Here is a 16,848-nt window from a genome sequence, read left to right on the forward strand (position 1 = left end):
TCAGAAAACAAAAGGAGATACGAACCATGAAAAAGAGGATTGCTTTATTACTAATTACAGGGATTTGCCTGGTAAATACGGTTCCCTGCTTTGCGTCACAGTCAGTGAAGGTCAGTGCTTCAGATTCCGGGCAAGCTCAATATACCACTCTCCCTGACAGGGATACCCTGCAAAAGGATGTGGGATTCAGGCCCAAGGCACCTCAAGAGCTGGCAGGCGGTTATCTGTTTGGCAGCGGGAGTATCACAGAATCATTTGATTTGGATTCAAGTGGAGCGCCTGTCAACAAACAGAAAGGTATAAGCTTTAAATATATAAAGAGTGACAATAATACCACCAAATTTGTTTCCCTGTCAGCAGAACCAGCGTCATGCCAGTCCTTTTCAAGTAATGGTTCTGTTATAAAATATGGGGAAACCGACTTGCACTACAGCACGGAGCAAGCCAATTCCCTGGCCTGGTTGGACGGGGATGTATGCTACATCCTGACGAACATCAATAAGAATGTGACCAGGGAAGAACTGATAGCCATGGCTGAGGCCATGATTGATTTAGATACTGATTTACATTGACGTTAAAAGCAGATGCAGCAACGCCGTCTAAACCCGGTATTGCTGCATCTGCTGTTTTACTTACTTATACTGCCGCTGCTCCATGCATGATGCCGGAGCTACTTCCGCTTTCTCCACTCCTGCTTCACTTTTGCAAAATTCAGGATGACATCCACTGCGCCCTCCGGCCCTGTGACGCTGCTGTTGAGGCATAAATCGTAGCTGCGCGGGTCGCTCCACTTCTTATTGGAGTAATAATTATAGTAGCTGGCGCGCTGTTTGTCTGTCTTAATCATGATGTCCTTTGCCTTGGAAGCATCCACCTTGTACAGGTCCTGAAGGCGTTTCAGCTTGTCGTCGTCATTGGCCGTGATGAATACGCTGACCACATTGGGGTAATCCTCCAGGGCGTAATCCGCACACCGGCCCACCATAACGCAGGAGGCCTCCTCTGCCAGCTTCTTGATGGTGTCAAACTGTGCCAGGAATATCTTATGGTTAATAGGCATATCGGAATATCCCGACGCCGTATACCCCATGGAATAGGAATCCATAACCAGTGAGTAGAGGAAACTGCTGGTGGGCCGTTCATCGTGTTTCTCAAACAGCTCCTCGCAAAGTCCGCTGTGTTTTGCAGCCATGGATAATAATTCCTTGTCGTAGCACTTAACGCCCATCTTTTCAGCCAGTAATTCGCCAATCATCTTGCCGCCGCTGCCACACTGCCTGCCAATCGTAATAATAAGATTATTTGTCATTCTACATTCCCCTTTCTGCACTGTCTGTCCTGTAGGTCAAAAGTCATATTTTATCTATTAAGTATTATAACTCAAAAATTCAGAAAAGTATATAGAAATGTACAAAAAAGTAAAAAATAGTATAAAGCTTTGCGACAAAAGTGACAACTTGTCCATTAAAGTATGTTTTTACTGCGCTTTTACATCCTGGTTCAGTTCAATGTATGGAGGAGTTTATCAAAGTATTCCGGCAGAGGAGCTGTGAATTCCATGTATTCACCTGTCCTGGGATGGATGAACCCCAGAACACCGGCATGAAGGGTCTGGCCGCAGAGTCCGCTTATGGGACACCTGGCAGGTCCGTACACAGCGTCCCCCAGGAGAGGATGGCGTATACTGGCCATGTGGACGCGTATCTGGTGGGTACGGCCTGTTTCCAGCCTGCACTCCACATGGGTGTACTGTCTGAACCGGTTCAGGACCCTGTAATGGGTTACGGCATCCTTGCCGTTCTGGTAGTTGATGCTCATCTTCTTGCGCTCCGCCGGATGGCGGCCAATGGGAGCATCCACAGTCCCATCATCCTCTGTAATAACGCCATGGACAATGGCCTGGTACCTGCGGGTAATGGAATGCTCCTTGAGCTGGGCGGCAATGGAGCTGTGTGCCATATCATTCTTGCATGCAATGATAACCCCGGTGGTATCCATATCGATTCGGTGCACAATACCCGGACGCATGACTCCGTTGATGCCGGACAGCTGGTCCCTGCAATGGTACATAAGGCCGTTTACAAGGGTATGGCTGTAATGTCCTGCTGCCGGGTGCACCACCATGCCCTTGGGTTTATTGATGAGGATGACATCCTGGTCCTCATAGAGGATGTCCAGGTCCATGGGCTCCGCGTCAATCTCCGGCTCCACGGCTTCCGGCACCTCCAGCTCAATCCGGTCCTCTTCCTCCACAATATAGCTTGCCTTCACGCCCTGGCCGTTAACCAGGACCTGCCCTGATTTAAGGAGCTTCTGGATGTAGGAGCGGCTTAAATCAGGGCAGGCTTCGGCAAGGTATTTATCGATACGCACATGGTCCTCCATATCCGTGGGATAAAATTCCTGTTTCAAAGGGATATGTCCTCCTGTCTGATGATATTGGTGATTTGTCTGGCAATGTTACTGCTGCTACGCCTGTTAATGTCTTTTGAATGAGAAACATGCCATGTCCTCGTCCTTGTAATAAAACATGATTAAAAACACAAGGCAGGCAGCTCCCACAGTGACATAACAGTCAGCCACATTGAAAATAGGAAAATTAATCAGTTTAAAATACAGAAAATCCACCACATATCCCTGGCTGACCCGGTCAATCATATTTCCCACAGCGCCTGCGCTTACCATCATCAGGCATACAGCCAGGGGGCGGTACCTGCCCTCCGGCGGCATCTTCCATATGAGATAAGCCACTGCGCCCAGCACAAGGACTGCAATGAGAAAGAAGAAGAGCTGCTTCTCCTGCATCATCCCGAATGCAGCGCCCCTGTTCTCCGAATAGTAGAACTCGAATACACCATTCCAGATGACAAAAGGCTTCTGCCCCTTTAAGGATTGGACGACCAGTCCCTTGGTCCACTGGTCCAGTCCCACCAGGATGACGAAGCCAATCAGGAAGCTGATAATCAGGGATTGCTTCTGTTTTGTCATTATGCCTGTCCTCCTATCACATCAAAGCCAGCCTTCATCTCATCTGCCGTGACAGTCTTGTCCACATAGGCCTGACCAATGGACTTAAGCAGGACAAAACGGATGACGCCGGCATCCATCTTTTTATCACTCCGGGTGGTCATAAGGACCTGTTCCCAGGCAAGACCCGGCGCTGCGGCAGGAATCCCGAAGGAAAGAAAGGTGTTTCTGATATCCTCTGCCTCTTCTGCAGTAATCATGCCCCTGAGCTGGGATATCCGAGCTGCCGCAATACAGCCCAGGCCCACGCAGTGGCCATGGTGCATGGTGAAATTCTCCAGCTTTTCAACTGCATGGCCCAGGGTATGGCCGAAGTTAAGAAGAGCCCTCTCCCCCTGTTCCGTGGGGTCCTGCTCCACCACATGCTTTTTAATCATACAGCTCCCGTAAACCATGGCCTGGCACAAATCCAGATTCCTGGCAGCAATGCCCTGGCGGTTTTCCTTCAGCCACTGGTAATACTCCCTGTTCTTAATCAGACCGTGCTTTACCACCTCCCCCATGCCGGAGGAAAACTGTTCCTCAGGAAGGGTTAAAAGGGTGCTCAGGTTTGCATAAACCAGCTTGGGCATGTGGAATGCGCCTACCATGTTCTTATAGGCGTCGAAATCCACGCCGGTCTTGCCGCCGATGCTGGAATCCACCTGGGAAAGCAGGGTGGTTGGAATCTGAATAAAGTCAATGCCCCTGAGGTAGGTGGCGGCTCCGAAACCGCACAAATCACCGACCACGCCTCCGCCCAAAGCAGCCAGCATATCCTTTCTGTCAAAATGCTCCAGAATCAGGTGCTCGTACAGATTCCGCACCGTGTCCAGGTGTTTGTTCTCCTCCCCGGCGGGGAAGGTAAAGACTGTAACAGCCTTGCAGCATCCGGACAGAATGGAGCGGACCTCCTCCAGATACAGAGGCGCCACATTGGAATCCGTTACAATACAAATCTTGTGTTCCTTAACAGGAAGGCGGGATACAGCCTCCTTTAATCCTTCAAAGGACTGGGCAAGCACAATATCGTAGATATCCTTCCCATCCCTGCATACATTTATCCTGTCAGCCATGCCGGTTTCCTCCTCGATATTTTATACAACAAATCGGCAGACACACCAGGTCTGCCGCATACTTGTCCCCCTGCGGGGACCTCTTTTTTCCTTGTAGATTACAGATGGATATTAAGTCCTGAGACATCCATGCCCATGGCGCTGCCTGCGGCCAGGATGTCCTGGAAATCCCCGGACAGTTCCACGGAATCAGGTGTTGCGATGAAGATATAATTGGATATCTTCTGCAGATTGCCGTTCATGGAATAGGTGGCTCCCGATGTAAAATCTATGATTCTCTGAGCCACTTCTGTATGTATACCCTCCATATTCAGTACCACTGCCTTGCCAGCCAGAAGGTAATCACAGATGTCTCTGGAATCCTCCATGGATGTGGGTTTAATCATCGTCACTTCCATGCTGCGTCTCATAGGTACTACTTTGGGATTGGATCTTCCTAAAAACCGGGGCTTGTCCTGCTCCTCTTCATCGTCATATTCCGTATTCTTCTTTGAGAACAGTCCCTTGCGCGGGGCCTCCTCTTCAAAGTCATCGTCCAGGTAGTAATCATCCTCTTCCTCATCAGGATTTAATCTCATGGTATCCATTAACTTACCTAACAGACTCATCTTACACTCTCCAATCTCTATATGCAGTGCTTACCGGGGAAAACACCTTATCGTGCACCGAAAATACCGGTGCCGACCCTGACCATGGTCGCTCCTTCTTCAATGGCAACCTCATAATCCCCAGTCATTCCCATTGAGAGCACACTCATAGTAACATTATCAATGTTTTTGCCACCTATGTCAACAGCAAATTCAAATAATTTTTTAAAAATTCCACGATTTTCCTCTGGATTATCTACAAAAGGCGCAATTGTCATAAGCCCTTTTATATGCACATGAGGGAAATCCTTAATCTGCATAATGGCGTCCTCCACCTCTTCCATAAGGAACCCGTATTTGCTCTCCTCCCGGGCCACATTGACCTCCAGAAGGATGTCAACATCCAGTCCCAGCTTTGCCGCATCTGTCTCAATCTGCCGGGCCAGGCGGATTGAATCCACGGAGTGAATCAGCACTGCCTTGTCAATGACCTGATGGACCTTGTTGCGCTGCAGATGTCCTATCATGTGCCAGCGGATATCTTCCGGAAGCTCCGGCTTTTTGTTCAGTATTTCCTGTACCTTGTTCTCACCAAAATCCCTGGCTCCCCCATCATATGCTTCCATAAGCATGGGAATGGGTTTTGTCTTGCTGACTGCGATGAGCGTCACTTCCTCAGGATTTCTCCCCGCCCTGCGGCAGGCATCTTCAATATGTTTTCTTACTTCTTCCAGCTGATTTTTTATCATATTGTTTTCCTCCCTTACTGGTACAGCAGCTGTCCTTCCTCCACCATGGAGGCATCCAGAACGATATGGTCGTACACGGACAAGCCGTATTTCATGTTCTTCCGCACAGTATAATATTCGCTGTTGGAATCCAGTATATCAATTTGTTTAAAAATAGTATAGCCCTTATTAATATTGTAAACACCCTTCAGGGAAGCAGTCCTTCCAATCTGGTAGCGGTCCGATGATTCGGGCCTGACCACGTAATCCCCTGCTTTAAAGCCGTTTTCTTCACCCATGTCCACGTAATAGAATTCATCGTCCGAATAGTAGACCGTTGTGGGAACGAATACAATGGATGTGCCGTTTTCCGTATAAACTTCCTTATAAAAACCATCCTCTGAGGAATCGCCGCCCTGGGTCATGTATTCCAGAGGTATGAGATAAAAGCTCTTGTCCGTTACCGCACTGACAGGAATCTTGAGACCGTCGGCCTTATCTACTTTTATCTCAAAATCCACAAAGCGGTCTGAGATAAACTGTTCCATATATTTTGAAAAATCCAGTTTTCCATAGGCAGCCCCGTCCTTTCCCGTAAAGGAGGAATAGGCGGCCGGTGTGCTGAGGGAATCGTCGCGGAACAGGACCCGCAAGGTGGTCTTGTCATTATAAAGGGCTGCATCCTCGTCGCTCAGCGGAAACACAATGGACCATTTTTCCGAGGTAACAATTTTATAGGCAGGGGAGCCGCTGTCAATCAGGTCCCCGGATTTATGTACTGTCTTTACGTAGGTGCTCCGGTCAAAATCAGCGGCATCCACGTCTGACGTTGTCATGGATTCAAAGGAATCAATGCCGTAGGATACCACGCCGGATACATCGGAGCGGACCTGCTCAAATACAGCCCCTGACTGCTCCGCCAGCTTGTCCAGCTGGTCCAGTGTGCTGAAACTGGAATACTCCATCACTGAGGCATCCAGGGAAATCCTGGCGTCGTAGATGGTCCCGAAATCCTGGTTCTGGAAGGACAGAACAAAGGATGTAAGCTGTTTTTTCAGGTCCGATAAGCTGTCATCGGAAAGGGATGTACCCTCCTCGGCGTTCTCTTTTAACAGCGCCTCCAGGTTTCCTGTCTCATCCAGGGAATAAATGCGGCTTCCCACGGAAGCACGCTTGCCTTCCCGCAGATAATAGTTGATATAGCCGGAACGGTCCGCTGTCCGCACCTGCTCCTCACGGAGAATCAGACCGTTGTAGATTCGGTTGTTGACAATTCCGCCGGCCACCACCTCATAGAACTGAATCTTCTCCCGCTTCAGGTACGTATAGACGCTGAAAACCAGGTATATAAATATGATAAAGAAGATAATCATTCCCACGTTGATGTTGAGAGGCCTGCGGTAACGTATAACTTTTTTGTTTTTCTTTTTGGCCATGAAACCAGGCCTCCTTTTACAAAATACACATCACTTCACAAAAAGCTGCCCTCCATACCAGGCATTTTAATCCCAGCAGGTTGGCAGCCCATAAGTCCTGTCTGTATTTTATCACAGAAAATGTATCATTACAATGAAATAATCACATCGCCCTTGGCACACTCAGGAAGCTCCGCAGCGTCCATGGAAATACTTAACACAAAGGTTATATGGTACTTTTCACCGATATTTTTCAATGTCATATATGTATCAGAAATGTCGGCTCCCTCCAGGCATGACAGCTTTAAAAAGCTATCCAGGTACATGGTCTCCAAATCGTGGTCCTGGGAGATAATACCGCAGATAAATCCTAAAAATCCATCGCTGTTTGTAAGTGGGAATTCATTGACATTAATGAGACGAATCTTGTTGTTTAATTCATACATATGCTGGGCACTCTTATCCAGATATACGACAGTGCCGTTGGCCCCCTTGATTGCTGCATTGGCCATATCTAACAGATGTTTGGTCTTACCTTTACCTTTTTTTCCTGCAATAATCTGAACCATACCAATCTCCTCCTTGAGTTATATATGTTGTATAAAAAATCAATTAAGATTACTCTAATTATAGTATAAATTCATAGAAAGCGCAATCACTATTTGACGATTTTAGAAATTATATTTGTCATATTATCATATAGGCCGGAACGGCTGTCTGATTTCAGTACAACAGATATATATTCTTTATCATCCCGGTCCCTGGTAGCCATGATGAGACAATAGCCGGCTGCCTGGGTAGTGCCTGTCTTTCCCCCGAATACGGTCAGGCCGTCCGGTGTCTCCCGCTCCCTTGTCATGAACCAGTTTCCGCCCTTCCATGTCTTGGTGACGGCCTGGCTGTCCTTGTCATGGTAGTTGGCCGTGTAGGACGTGGTCCCCACAATCTGCCGGAAAACCGGATATTTAAGAGCCTCATTGAAAATAAGGTACAGGTCGTAGGCCGTGGTATAATGGTCCGGATTGTTGAGCCCGTGAGGGTTCACAAAGTGAGTTCCGGTTGCTCCCAGACTGGCAGCCTCCTGATTCATCATGTCTGCAAACTTATCAATGCTACCCGCAATATGCACTGCAATGGCAGCGCCTGCATCATTGCCCGAAGGAAGCATGAGCCCGTATAAAAGCTGTTCCAGTGTCAGGGTATCGCCCGGTTCAATACCGCACAGGGTGGCCCCGGATTCCGTGATGACAGCATCATCCGTCACAACCACCCGGGAGTTTAAATCGCCGTTTTTAATGGCCACAAGAGCCGTCATCACCTTGGTGATGCTGGCCGGATACAGCCGTTCAAAGGCTTCCTTGCTGTAGAGTGTTTCCCTGTCACTGACATCAAAAAGGGCAGCTGCCTCCGATGTCACATAATTGCTGTCAAAGCTGCCTTCATCCTCTACCACACATAAATCCGAAGCAAAACCGTCTGCATAGCGCACGGTCCGGGACAGGCTGTCCTCCATGACCGGGATTCGTTCTTCCAGGCTGTAAGGTTCCTTAATACCTGAAAGACAGCCCGTAGTGGAAAGGGCGACAGCCCCCAGAAGAAGCGCGCACAGAAAGCTGCGCGTCCGTACTGCCTTCATTACCTGACTACCTCTCGCCATTCCATATCGCCTCTGTCAAGCGCCTTGATGAGCAGCTCGGCAGACGCCAGGTTGGTGGCAAGGGGGATATTGTAGATATCACACAGGCGGACCACATCGTTTACATCCGGCTCATGTGATTTCGGATTCTGCGGGTCACGCAAAAAGATGACCAAATCCATTTCATTGTGCTCTATCTGAGCCGCCATCTGCTGCATGCCGCCCAGATGTCCGGCCAGATATTTGTGGATGTTAAGATTAGCCACCTCTTCAATCAGACGGCCTGTGGTGCCTGTTGCATACAGTGTGTTCTTGCTGAGAATTCCTCTGTATGCGATGCAGAAGTTCTGCATAAGTTTCTTTTTTGCGTCATGTGCAATCAAACCAATTGTCATATTAAATTAACCCTCCTTGGATTAGATATGTCTTGTTTCTCTCTGAAGCCCCACATTGAGCACCAGCCCTATTCCCATGAAGATACTGATTAAAGAGCTGCTTCCGAAACTGATGAACGGAAGCGGAAGCCCTGTATTGGGAAAGATACCTGTGGCAACAGCGATGTTGGCAAATGCCTGGAACGCAATCAGTGTTGCCATGCCCACACAGATGAGGCGGCCGGATAAATCCCTGGCCCTTGCAGCCATCATAAGACATTCATAAATTATCAATAAAAATAAGGCGATAACCACCACACAGCCTATGAAACCCAGCTCCTCGCCAATCACGGCAAAAATGAAGTCTGTCTGCTCCTCTGACAGGAAATTACCGTTCTTGACAGAGGCTATGGTGGTATTAAAAAGCCCTTTACCCTTTAACTGGCCTGAACCGATGGCAATGATGGAATTGTTCTGCTGATAACGGGCCTCTCCATACTGGTCAGGATAGAACCAGGCCAGGATACGTCCTGCCTGATAATCCTTTATGAATGGTATCATACCGTGAAGCAGCAGGTAGACAAAGGTGGCCATTACGGGTATGGTAACAGCCAGGGTTCCTGCAATCCACTTATAGCTTATGCCGCTTGCAAATACGATTCCCAGTACCATTACCATAATCACAAGACAGGTAGACAGATTCGGCTGTTCAAATATCAGCGCTGCCGGTATGGCAAACAGCAGGGCTGCTATGGCCACGGTGCTGACCTGGTTAATCTTTTCCTGGTATTTCATGAAATACCAGGAAAAGGTTATAATAAGGCCAATCTTGACAAATTCCGATGGCTGGAGCTGGCCGATGCCGGGAACTTCAATCCACCGCCTGGCGTTGTTCACCACATTGCCCCAAATCAGTACGGCCACAAGGCTTGCAATACACAGGCCGTATATAAGGGTACTGAAATTCAGGATTTTGTGGTAATCCACCAGGGAAAGACCAATGGCCACAGCCAGTCCTATGAACACTCCTAAAAGCTGCTTGTTGACCGCATCTGCGTTCATATTCGTTGCGCTGCGTATAACCAGCACACCGATGACGTTGAGTACAATCATATAAAATATCAGCCGAAAATTAAAATGTCTGAAATCATAATCCAAAAACATATTTAATAAAGCCCCTTGTTCGATATGGAACGAATCGGTATGTTGGCATGAAGCACAGGCAGTGCCCGACAGCCGCCCTTTTGGGGACCGCTGTCCGTATCCATCTGTATCTGGACTTTGTCCTTTTCTATCTCCATATATTTGGAAATGGCGTGTATCACGTCATCTTTTATCATCAGTATCATCTCCGGTGAGCAGCCTGCCTTATCGGATACCAGCAAAAGCTTTAGCCGCATCTTAGCTGTCTCTCCGGAACGCCTGGTTTGAAATCCCTGGAACCATCTCACCTTGACACCATCCCTTCTATGCTCTCTTAAGTATTCCGCGCAGCCTGGCAAAAAAGGTTTCCGTCTCACCGGGATTTGTCATAGGTATACTCTCTCCCAGTATCCTGCGGCAGATATCAAGATAAGCCTGTCCGGCCGTAGAGCCCAGCCCCACCAGAGGTTCTCCCTGGTTGGTGGAAATGACGATGTTCTCGTCATCGGGCACTGCTCCGATGATGTTTACTGCCAGAATGTCCGTCACATCGCTTAAGGACATCATGTCACCCCTGCGGACCATGTCGGCCCGTATCCGGTTGACAATCAGGTCAATCTCGTCTATCTCCGCATGTTCCAGAAGACCGATGATACGGTCCGCGTCGCGGATGGCCGAGACTTCCGGCGTCGTGACTACCAGTGCCCTGTCAGCACCGGCTATGGCATTGTAAAATCCCTGCTCAATGCCTGCAGGACAATCTAACAGTATGTAGTCAAATTCTTCCCTCAGGTCATCAACCAGCTTTATCATCTGCTCCGGATTCACGGATGTCTTGTCCCGTGTCTGGGCCGAAGGCAGAAGGTATAGGTTTGGGTATCTTTTGTCTCTTATCAGGGCCTGCTTCATACGGCAGTTGCCTTCCACCACGTCTACAAGATTGTAGACAATGCGGTTTTCCAGTCCCATGACCACGTCCAGGTTGCGCAGGCCGATATCTGTATCAATCAGCACTACCCGCTTACCCAGGATAGCCAGTCCTGTTCCCACATTGGCAGAAGTAGTCGTTTTGCCTACCCCGCCTTTTCCAGAAGTAATCACAATGACCTCGCTCATGATGAAATCCTCCTGAAAATTACTTTACCTTCCTATTGTACATTAAATTTCGTAAATTTACCAGTATTTTTTTGGCATTAAGCAAAATTTAACATATTGTTTAGGAATGACTTTTTTAAAGACCGCATAACAATGGCCCCATCTTCCACCAGGGCTATCATGGGTCCCCGCCCCAGACGCTTGTTTCTCTCGTTGAAACGGCTGCTCAAATCCCCAATGCGAATCTGCAGGGGAGCCATGTCAAGGGCCATGACAACGGCCTGGGGATTGCCGGACACGCCGGCAGTCACCGTACCTTTTAATTCACCCAGTACAATGACATTGCCCTTGGCCGTGACCCTGGCCCCGTGGTCCACACTGCCTATGACCACGATGCTGGCCTCGGATTCCAGGCAGTCCCCTCTCTTCAGCGTACCCCGGTAGAACTGCCCTGTCTGGGAGTTCAGCTCCATCAGCTTATCGTTCAGTGCTTTTTCACAGCGTTCAATCCGCTCCGCATCTGTGTCCAGAAGACAGAGAACCTCAATCTGTGAATTCTTCGTAATCGTATCGACAATTGCAAATTCCTGGGCCGCAGTCAGTTCCCGGCCCTCCAGGGTCAGGGTCATCTGGACAGAGCCCCAGAAACGGGCGCTCTCCCTGAACTTCTTCCCGATGGCCTCCAAAAGCTCGCCAAAGGGCAGGTCAGGGTCCAGGATAACAGTCATTCCTGCCTTGCTGCTCTTAATTACAACTGCATTGTGCATACAATCACCTCTTTTGCTGGTTTAGTCACCAATATTTACATTTGATACACCTAAGGCACCGGAGTTTTCTATCTGCTCCAGGGTGGTATATTTATAATAATACTCGTAAACCTTTTTGCCAAGGGTTGCAGCGTTGGTTCCTGCATAACCGTACGGAATATTTACAGTCACGGCAATTTCCGGATGGCTGTAGGGCGCAAAGGATACGAAGAAGGCATGGTTGGAACGGCTCTTGTCCTCCTGGGCCGTACCTGTCTTGCCTGCCACCTCCACCGGGAGGTCTGAGAATATTTTCTTGGCGGAGCTGTCCGTGATAACACGGCGCATACCTGTCTGGACCGCATCCCAGGTGCTGTCAGCCGCTTCCACATGGGAGCTTACGGCAGGGGTATAGTCCTTAATCAGGTTTCCGTCAGAGTCGGTAAGTTTATCCAAAAGACTCAGCTCAAATACATTTCCACGGTTGGCAAGGGCTGCCACATAGCGGGAAAGCTGGACATTGGTGTAGGAATGGGTGCCCTGTCCCATGGCAGAACGCTCCGGGTCCTCCGATGAAATCTGGGGCTCGTTTTCGGAAATCTCCACCCCTGAGGTGTGGTCCAGACCAAAAAGGGTGGCATATTTGCGCAGGGTGGCAAGGCCCTGGTCCGGCGAATAGGTGCCGTCCGGCTTCATGCAGAGCCTGTGGGCCAGTTCGGCAAAGAAGTAGTTACAGGAATTCTGTATGCCTTCTTCGATGTTTTCGCTGTTGTGGCGGCCTGGCCAAATCCAGCACTTGATGGGCTTGGAAATCTGGTCGTATATACCGGTGCACTCAATGGTGTCCTGGAGGCCAATCACGCCCTCTTCCAGGGCAGCCACAGCCGTGATGGGCTTAAAGGTGGAGCCTGGGGCCTTCTGCGCTTGGGTGGCGTTGTTATAAAGAGGCCTGGACATATCGTCCTGGAGCTGGCTGAAATACGCTGCGTCCACGCTGCCTGACATCAGGTTATTGTCATAGCTGGGATATGTGACCAGCGCCCGCACCTCTCCTGTCTTTACGTCCGTCACCACCACGCCGGCCGTACATGGGTCCAGGGCCAGCTGCGCCGGGGTCAGTTCCAGGTTGGATATCTTTTCCTTGATAAACTGGTAGGTGTAGGTGGAGTCCCCCATCTGGAGGGCTGCTATGGCCTGGGCATCATAGTTTAAGACGCCCTGGGCATAAAGGGCCAGACAGAGCTCGCGGCCTGTTATGACCTCGTCATTAATCAGGTAGCGGAACATGCGTTTCGTAAATTTGTTGTCATTGCGCAGGGACTCAATGACATGGTCCACCAGCTGGGCAAATATATCGTCGGCATCTGAATACTTGCTGGTCACATCCAGGCGGGTGGTGTCCACCCAGCTGCCTGCGATGCCGCTGTAGATATAGTCCCTCAGGCTGATGGTGCCTTCCTTCCACGCCTGGTATTCCGGCGAGGACTGGTCAATCTTATCCTTCTGTATGATTCCCACGGAACCATCGGACAGATAAGAATAGATATAGTTCATATAGGTGGCCATATCCTTGGGCAGGTCGTTCATGGCCAGGGCATGGGAACTGAGAAGCTCGTTGCGTATGGCTGCCAGTATCTGTTCCCTGGAAGATTCGTATTTGCTGTAAATCTGCTTTTCAATGTCGGACGCCCCTTCCTGGGACATGTCCATCAGGGACAGCACATTGTTGTTAATCAGCTGGTAATAGGCATCCTTCACAGGGATGGGAATTTTGGAAGGGTCGTAGGTTTTATCAGGGTCCAAATCATCGTACTGGAGATGGTAGCTGATAATACCGGCCAGCTGCTGCTCAATCAGCTTGTAAATGGCAATCTGTAAATCCCTGTCAATGGTCAGGTACACATCATCTCCTGCCTTGGCATCTGTTTTCTCGATGATTTCCCGGGGACGTCCCATGTTGTCCACGTACATCCTGGAATAGCCCTTTTCTCCCTGAAGCTCCAGCTCCATGGATTTCTCGATTCCGATACGGCCCACTATGTCGTTGAGGTCGTATTTGTCCGGGGCATCCTCCGGCAGGCCGGCAGCCTCATCAGACTGGTGCCACTGCTCGTTCAGGGCGGACAGCTGGTCCTCCTGGACCTTGCCTGTATAGCCGATGATGGGGGCGAAATAGATGCTGTCCTCATATTTGCGTACATAGGACTGCTCCACTGCAACGCCTTTCAGGTCAGCGGCGTTTTCATTGATTTCCACCATGGTGTCCATGCTGATGTTGGTGGCAACTGTGGTTGTCTCGTATTTCTGGTATTCGGTCAGCTTCATGGTATAGATGATGTTAATCATATCCAGGGCAATGTTATCCGGTATAACCAGGGGATTGCCCTTTTCGTCCTTCATCTTGTCCAGCTCATAATCCACCTTTTTGCGCTCAAAGGCTTCCCTGGCCGTGATGTTGGTGGGATGCTTGCCTTTGGGGTCGTTGAGGCCGCTGGTGGAAGAAAGACCGTAAAAGTTCAGAAAGAAACGTGTCCTGGCTGAATCCGAGCTGGATGTATAAAACATCTCCCCGTTCTGGTCCAGCGCCACCTCGAACTTTCCCTCCACTGTCTCGCCCCGGCGGTCCAGTATACGCACCAGATGATACAGCATCTGGTTGCGGGAGGCCGGACGGGGGTAATCTCCTAAATCCTGTATGGTAACGGAATAAGCCAGCTCGTTGTAAGCCAGCCGGTTGCCGTTCCTGTCATAGATATTGCCCCTGGAACCCGGTGTTGTGACGCTCTTTTCCGTCCTCTGCATATAGGTTTCCTGGTATCCGCTTCCGTCCAGTATCTGCATCTGGAACAGCTTGCCCAGAAGTCCTGCGAACATAACGGTAAATATCACGGAAAGGGCAAAGAGCCGTGAGCTGAACAGTTTCTTGAAAAATTCTTTTACTATCTCTAACAGTTCGTCAAACAAGTTTTGTGTCTCTCCTTTTTCCTATATCCTCCACACGTCTGCTGGCGGAAAGGAACAGCCTGTAAATCAAAAGGGTGGTAACTGCGGTGAATATAATCTCCGGAAGCATGATATTCCTGAAATAATATGGAAGATTCAGTCGTCCGCGGATTAAGAAACGGAAAACATATATATACATGCTGTACCAGATTCCGTTGATGATGCTGAGTATCAGCGGAAGGGTGATGTAGTCTTCGTAATAGTACTTGGTAAAAATACCGTTGGCATAACCGATGTAAATATATATAAGGGTATAGAAGCCAAAAGGCCCGCTGTAGAAAAGGTCCAGTAAAAGCCCGGAAAGGACGCCGTAAAACATCCCCGCATTTTTCCCGTGGATAAAGCCAAAGGAAAACGTGAGGATTAAAAGCAGATTGGGGGTTGCCGACAAAAAAGGAAGCAGGGGAAATACACAGTTCTGTACCGTAAATGCCAGCACGATAAACAATATATTGATAAGTACCTGTTTTATCTTAGCTTGAATCACTGAACAGCCGCCTCTCCTGTGTCTTTGATATCCGTTATAATCAGCACCTCCTGCAGATTGTTGAAATCAGCCACCGGAATCAGGTAGCCTGACTGGGTCAGGTGGTCCGGGTCAATGGAGACATCCGCAGCATATCCAACCAGGATACCCGGAAGGAACTTGGTGCTGATATTGGAGGTGACAATCTGGTCCCCGTCCCTGAGGACCGCATCCTTTGAAAAATCCGTAAGCTTAAGGCGTCCTTCCTCATAGAGGGTCAGGTCCCCTGCAACGATACAGTTATAGGAGGAGTCTATCTTCATGCCTCCCACCCGGCTGGAATCGTCGATGATGGAACGCACCGTGGCATAATTGGCCCCCACGTCCGTCACTATGCCCACCAGGCCGCCGTCGGCAACCACATTCATGTCCACAGCCACTCCGTCGGCAGAGCCCTTGTTGATGCGGAACACCTGGAACCATTTTTCAGAGTCCCGGGCAATGACCCTGGCCCCGATTTTATCATACTGCATGTAATCCTGGTCCAGCTCATAGAGTTTCCTTAAGCGGTCCAGCTCAAACTGCTCGGCCTGCAGGCGGTTATTGTCCTCTGTGAGCTGGACAATCTGCGCTTTTAGTTCTTCATTTTCCTGCAGCGCGTCTTTCAGGCTGCCGTAATCCTTCAGCTCGTTATAGATACCGGTACCCACTGCATTGACACCTGTCTGGATGGGAATCAGAAAATACCCAACACCTGTGCGCAGGGGTTCTATGATGCCGTCCTTCAGGGATGTGATGCAGATGAGCAGCACGCACAGTACCGTAAGTCCTGCCAGAATATATTTACTGTGTTTCGTCTCCATGGATAAACTTCCTCTTACATTAGATTCTCTTCGCGGAAACTGAGATAGCGCCTGTCTCCGATTACTACATGGTCAATCAGGGTGATTCCCACCAGGTCCCCTGCTTCCTTCAGGCGTTTGGTGAGGAGCATGTCCGCCCTGCTGGGGGTGGGGTCGCCGCTGGGATGATTGTGAACCAGTATCATGGACACAGCCCGGCACCGGAGTCCCTCTATAAGTATCTCCCGGGGCGTCATGACAGAAGCGTTTACAGTCCCTCTGGCCATAATCTGCTCACGAATCATGGCCTGCTTTGTATTCAGGAACATGACGCGGATTTCCTCCTGCTCCAGATGGCGCATATCTTCCATATAATAGGCAGATATCTCCTCAGGATGTCCAAAATAAAGGGAATGCCCGCTGGCCTTCCGCTTCCAGATTCGTTTTGACAGCTCTCCTATGCAGAGCAGCTGAACGCCCTTAACCTTGCCTACGCCCTTGATTCCTGTAAAGTCATCCAGGGAGTGATGCAAAAGGCCCAGCAGGCCGTCTCCGGGGCTGCCAAGGGCCAGAAGGCTGTCTGCCAGGTCCAGGGAATTCCCCTCCCTGCTTCCTGTCCGCAGGATGACGGCCAAAAGCTCTGTGTCGGACAGGCTGTGGGGGCCAAGGCGCAGACATTTTTCATAGGGGCGGTCCCTGTGGGGCAAATCCTTAATTCTTATTCTTTCCAT

At 49.6% G+C, this 16,848-nt stretch carries 19 protein-coding genes; 1 reads left to right on the forward strand and 18 read right to left on the reverse strand.

Going from position 1 to position 16,848, the window contains the following annotated elements; all coding sequences use genetic code 11:
• Positions 1–26 precede the first annotated feature (26 nt).
• Positions 27–572 carry a DUF4367 domain-containing protein gene (locus tag I2H39_RS00990; RefSeq protein WP_195625603.1) on the forward strand — a complete coding sequence of 182 codons (546 nt, stop codon included), beginning with the start codon at positions 27–29 and terminating at the stop codon, positions 570–572.
• Between the two features lie 98 nt (positions 573–670).
• On the opposite strand, the gene I2H39_RS00995 is transcribed toward I2H39_RS00990, so the two are convergent.
• From I2H39_RS00995 to radC, 18 genes are all read right to left on the reverse strand, one after another.
• Complete coding sequence (locus tag I2H39_RS00995) at positions 671–1,330, reverse strand: cytidylate kinase-like family protein (RefSeq protein ID WP_138307016.1); 660 nt, start codon at positions 1,328–1,330, stop codon at positions 671–673.
• Between the two features lie 170 nt (positions 1,331–1,500).
• Positions 1,501–2,385, reverse strand: coding sequence for an RluA family pseudouridine synthase (locus I2H39_RS01000; protein ID WP_347708564.1), 885 nt, complete (start codon positions 2,383–2,385; stop codon positions 1,501–1,503).
• Positions 2,386–2,478: 93 nt separating this feature from the next.
• On the reverse strand, positions 2,479–2,988 hold the full coding sequence (lspA, locus tag I2H39_RS01005; RefSeq protein WP_195625605.1) for a signal peptidase II: 510 nt from the start codon (positions 2,986–2,988) through the stop codon (positions 2,479–2,481).
• Positions 2,988–4,082 (reverse strand): 3-dehydroquinate synthase, encoded by a 1,095-nt coding sequence (gene aroB / locus I2H39_RS01010; protein ID WP_138307010.1) that lies wholly within the window; start codon positions 4,080–4,082, stop codon positions 2,988–2,990. Before aroB ends, lspA begins: the two co-directional genes overlap by 1 nt.
• 98 nt (positions 4,083–4,180) lie before the next feature.
• Entirely contained in the window at positions 4,181–4,690 is a 510-nt protein-coding gene (locus I2H39_RS01015) for a cell division protein SepF (RefSeq protein WP_138307008.1), read from the reverse strand.
• 47 nt (positions 4,691–4,737) lie between these two features.
• The gene (locus I2H39_RS01020) at positions 4,738–5,418 is read right to left on the reverse strand and encodes a YggS family pyridoxal phosphate-dependent enzyme (protein WP_138307006.1); all 681 of its coding nucleotides are present in this window, start codon (positions 5,416–5,418) and stop codon (positions 4,738–4,740) included.
• Between the two features lie 14 nt (positions 5,419–5,432).
• A complete protein-coding gene (locus I2H39_RS01025) occupies positions 5,433–6,833 on the reverse strand; it encodes an HlyD family efflux transporter periplasmic adaptor subunit (RefSeq protein WP_138307004.1) in 1,401 nt (466 codons plus the stop codon).
• Between the two features lie 128 nt (positions 6,834–6,961).
• Entirely contained in the window at positions 6,962–7,381 is a 420-nt protein-coding gene (locus I2H39_RS01030) for a hypothetical protein (RefSeq protein WP_002567724.1), read from the reverse strand.
• Between the two features lie 89 nt (positions 7,382–7,470).
• Complete coding sequence (locus tag I2H39_RS01035; protein ID WP_138307505.1) at positions 7,471–8,448, reverse strand: D-alanyl-D-alanine carboxypeptidase family protein; 978 nt, start codon at positions 8,446–8,448, stop codon at positions 7,471–7,473.
• Positions 8,448–8,843, reverse strand: coding sequence for a methylglyoxal synthase (mgsA, locus tag I2H39_RS01040; protein ID WP_002567726.1), 396 nt, complete (start codon positions 8,841–8,843; stop codon positions 8,448–8,450). The genes I2H39_RS01035 and mgsA overlap by 1 nt, the downstream gene beginning before the upstream one ends.
• Before the next feature lie 21 nt (positions 8,844–8,864).
• Positions 8,865–9,986: an FtsW/RodA/SpoVE family cell cycle protein gene (locus I2H39_RS01045; protein WP_195625606.1), complete on the reverse strand. Its 1,122-nt coding sequence runs from the start codon at positions 9,984–9,986 to the stop codon at positions 8,865–8,867.
• 2 nt (positions 9,987–9,988) lie between these two features.
• Positions 9,989–10,273 (reverse strand): cell division topological specificity factor MinE, encoded by a 285-nt coding sequence (gene minE, locus I2H39_RS01050; protein WP_195625607.1) that lies wholly within the window; start codon positions 10,271–10,273, stop codon positions 9,989–9,991.
• Between the two features lie 16 nt (positions 10,274–10,289).
• Positions 10,290–11,081, reverse strand: coding sequence for a septum site-determining protein MinD (gene minD, locus I2H39_RS01055; RefSeq protein WP_002567729.1), 792 nt, complete (start codon positions 11,079–11,081; stop codon positions 10,290–10,292).
• A 77-nt stretch (positions 11,082–11,158) separates the two neighbouring features.
• Positions 11,159–11,827 carry a septum site-determining protein MinC gene (locus tag I2H39_RS01060; protein ID WP_138306998.1) on the reverse strand — a complete coding sequence of 223 codons (669 nt, stop codon included), beginning with the start codon at positions 11,825–11,827 and terminating at the stop codon, positions 11,159–11,161.
• Between the two features lie 21 nt (positions 11,828–11,848).
• Positions 11,849–14,770 (reverse strand): penicillin-binding transpeptidase domain-containing protein, encoded by a 2,922-nt coding sequence (locus tag I2H39_RS01065; protein ID WP_195625608.1) that lies wholly within the window; start codon positions 14,768–14,770, stop codon positions 11,849–11,851.
• Positions 14,763–15,296 (reverse strand): rod shape-determining protein MreD, encoded by a 534-nt coding sequence (gene mreD, locus I2H39_RS01070; protein ID WP_138306994.1) that lies wholly within the window; start codon positions 15,294–15,296, stop codon positions 14,763–14,765. Before mreD ends, I2H39_RS01065 begins: the two co-directional genes overlap by 8 nt.
• Positions 15,293–16,138 (reverse strand): rod shape-determining protein MreC, encoded by an 846-nt coding sequence (mreC, locus tag I2H39_RS01075; RefSeq protein WP_138306992.1) that lies wholly within the window; start codon positions 16,136–16,138, stop codon positions 15,293–15,295. The genes mreD and mreC overlap by 4 nt, the downstream gene beginning before the upstream one ends.
• Positions 16,139–16,152: 14 nt before the next feature.
• Positions 16,153–16,848, reverse strand: a complete 696-nt coding sequence (radC, locus tag I2H39_RS01080; protein WP_138306990.1) for a DNA repair protein RadC — start codon at positions 16,846–16,848, stop codon at positions 16,153–16,155.

This window comes from Clostridium sp. 1001283B150225_161107_B6, from assembly GCF_015556325.1.
GTDB lineage: Bacteria > Bacillota > Clostridia > Lachnospirales > Lachnospiraceae > Enterocloster.

Bases quoted from the DNA above. Each gene is read 5' to 3' on its own strand.
- I2H39_RS00990 (WP_195625603.1), top strand. From the start codon at position 27: ATGAAAAAGAGGATTGCTTTATTACTAATTACAGGGATTTGCCTGGTA.
- I2H39_RS01000 (WP_347708564.1), bottom strand. From the start codon at position 2,385: ATGGAGGACCATGTGCGTATCGATAAATACCTTGCCGAAGCCTGCCCT.
- lspA (WP_195625605.1), bottom strand. From the start codon at position 2,988: ATGACAAAACAGAAGCAATCCCTGATTATCAGCTTCCTGATTGGCTTC.
- aroB (WP_138307010.1), bottom strand. From the start codon at position 4,082: ATGGCTGACAGGATAAATGTATGCAGGGATGGGAAGGATATCTACGAT.
- I2H39_RS01015 (WP_138307008.1), bottom strand. From the start codon at position 4,690: ATGAGTCTGTTAGGTAAGTTAATGGATACCATGAGATTAAATCCTGAT.
- I2H39_RS01020 (WP_138307006.1), bottom strand. From the start codon at position 5,418: ATGATAAAAAATCAGCTGGAAGAAGTAAGAAAACATATTGAAGATGCC.
- I2H39_RS01025 (WP_138307004.1), bottom strand. From the start codon at position 6,833: ATGGCCAAAAAGAAAAACAAAAAAGTTATACGTTACCGCAGGCCTCTC.
- I2H39_RS01030 (WP_002567724.1), bottom strand. From the start codon at position 7,381: ATGGTTCAGATTATTGCAGGAAAAAAAGGTAAAGGTAAGACCAAACAT.
- I2H39_RS01035 (WP_138307505.1), bottom strand. From the start codon at position 8,448: ATGAAGGCAGTACGGACGCGCAGCTTTCTGTGCGCGCTTCTTCTGGGG.
- mgsA (WP_002567726.1), bottom strand. From the start codon at position 8,843: ATGACAATTGGTTTGATTGCACATGACGCAAAAAAGAAACTTATGCAG.
- I2H39_RS01045 (WP_195625606.1), bottom strand. From the start codon at position 9,986: ATGTTTTTGGATTATGATTTCAGACATTTTAATTTTCGGCTGATATTT.
- minD (WP_002567729.1), bottom strand. From the start codon at position 11,081: ATGAGCGAGGTCATTGTGATTACTTCTGGAAAAGGCGGGGTAGGCAAA.
- I2H39_RS01060 (WP_138306998.1), bottom strand. From the start codon at position 11,827: ATGCACAATGCAGTTGTAATTAAGAGCAGCAAGGCAGGAATGACTGTT.
- mreC (WP_138306992.1), bottom strand. From the start codon at position 16,138: ATGGAGACGAAACACAGTAAATATATTCTGGCAGGACTTACGGTACTG.
- radC (WP_138306990.1), bottom strand. From the start codon at position 16,848: ATGGAAAGAATAAGAATTAAGGATTTGCCCCACAGGGACCGCCCCTAT.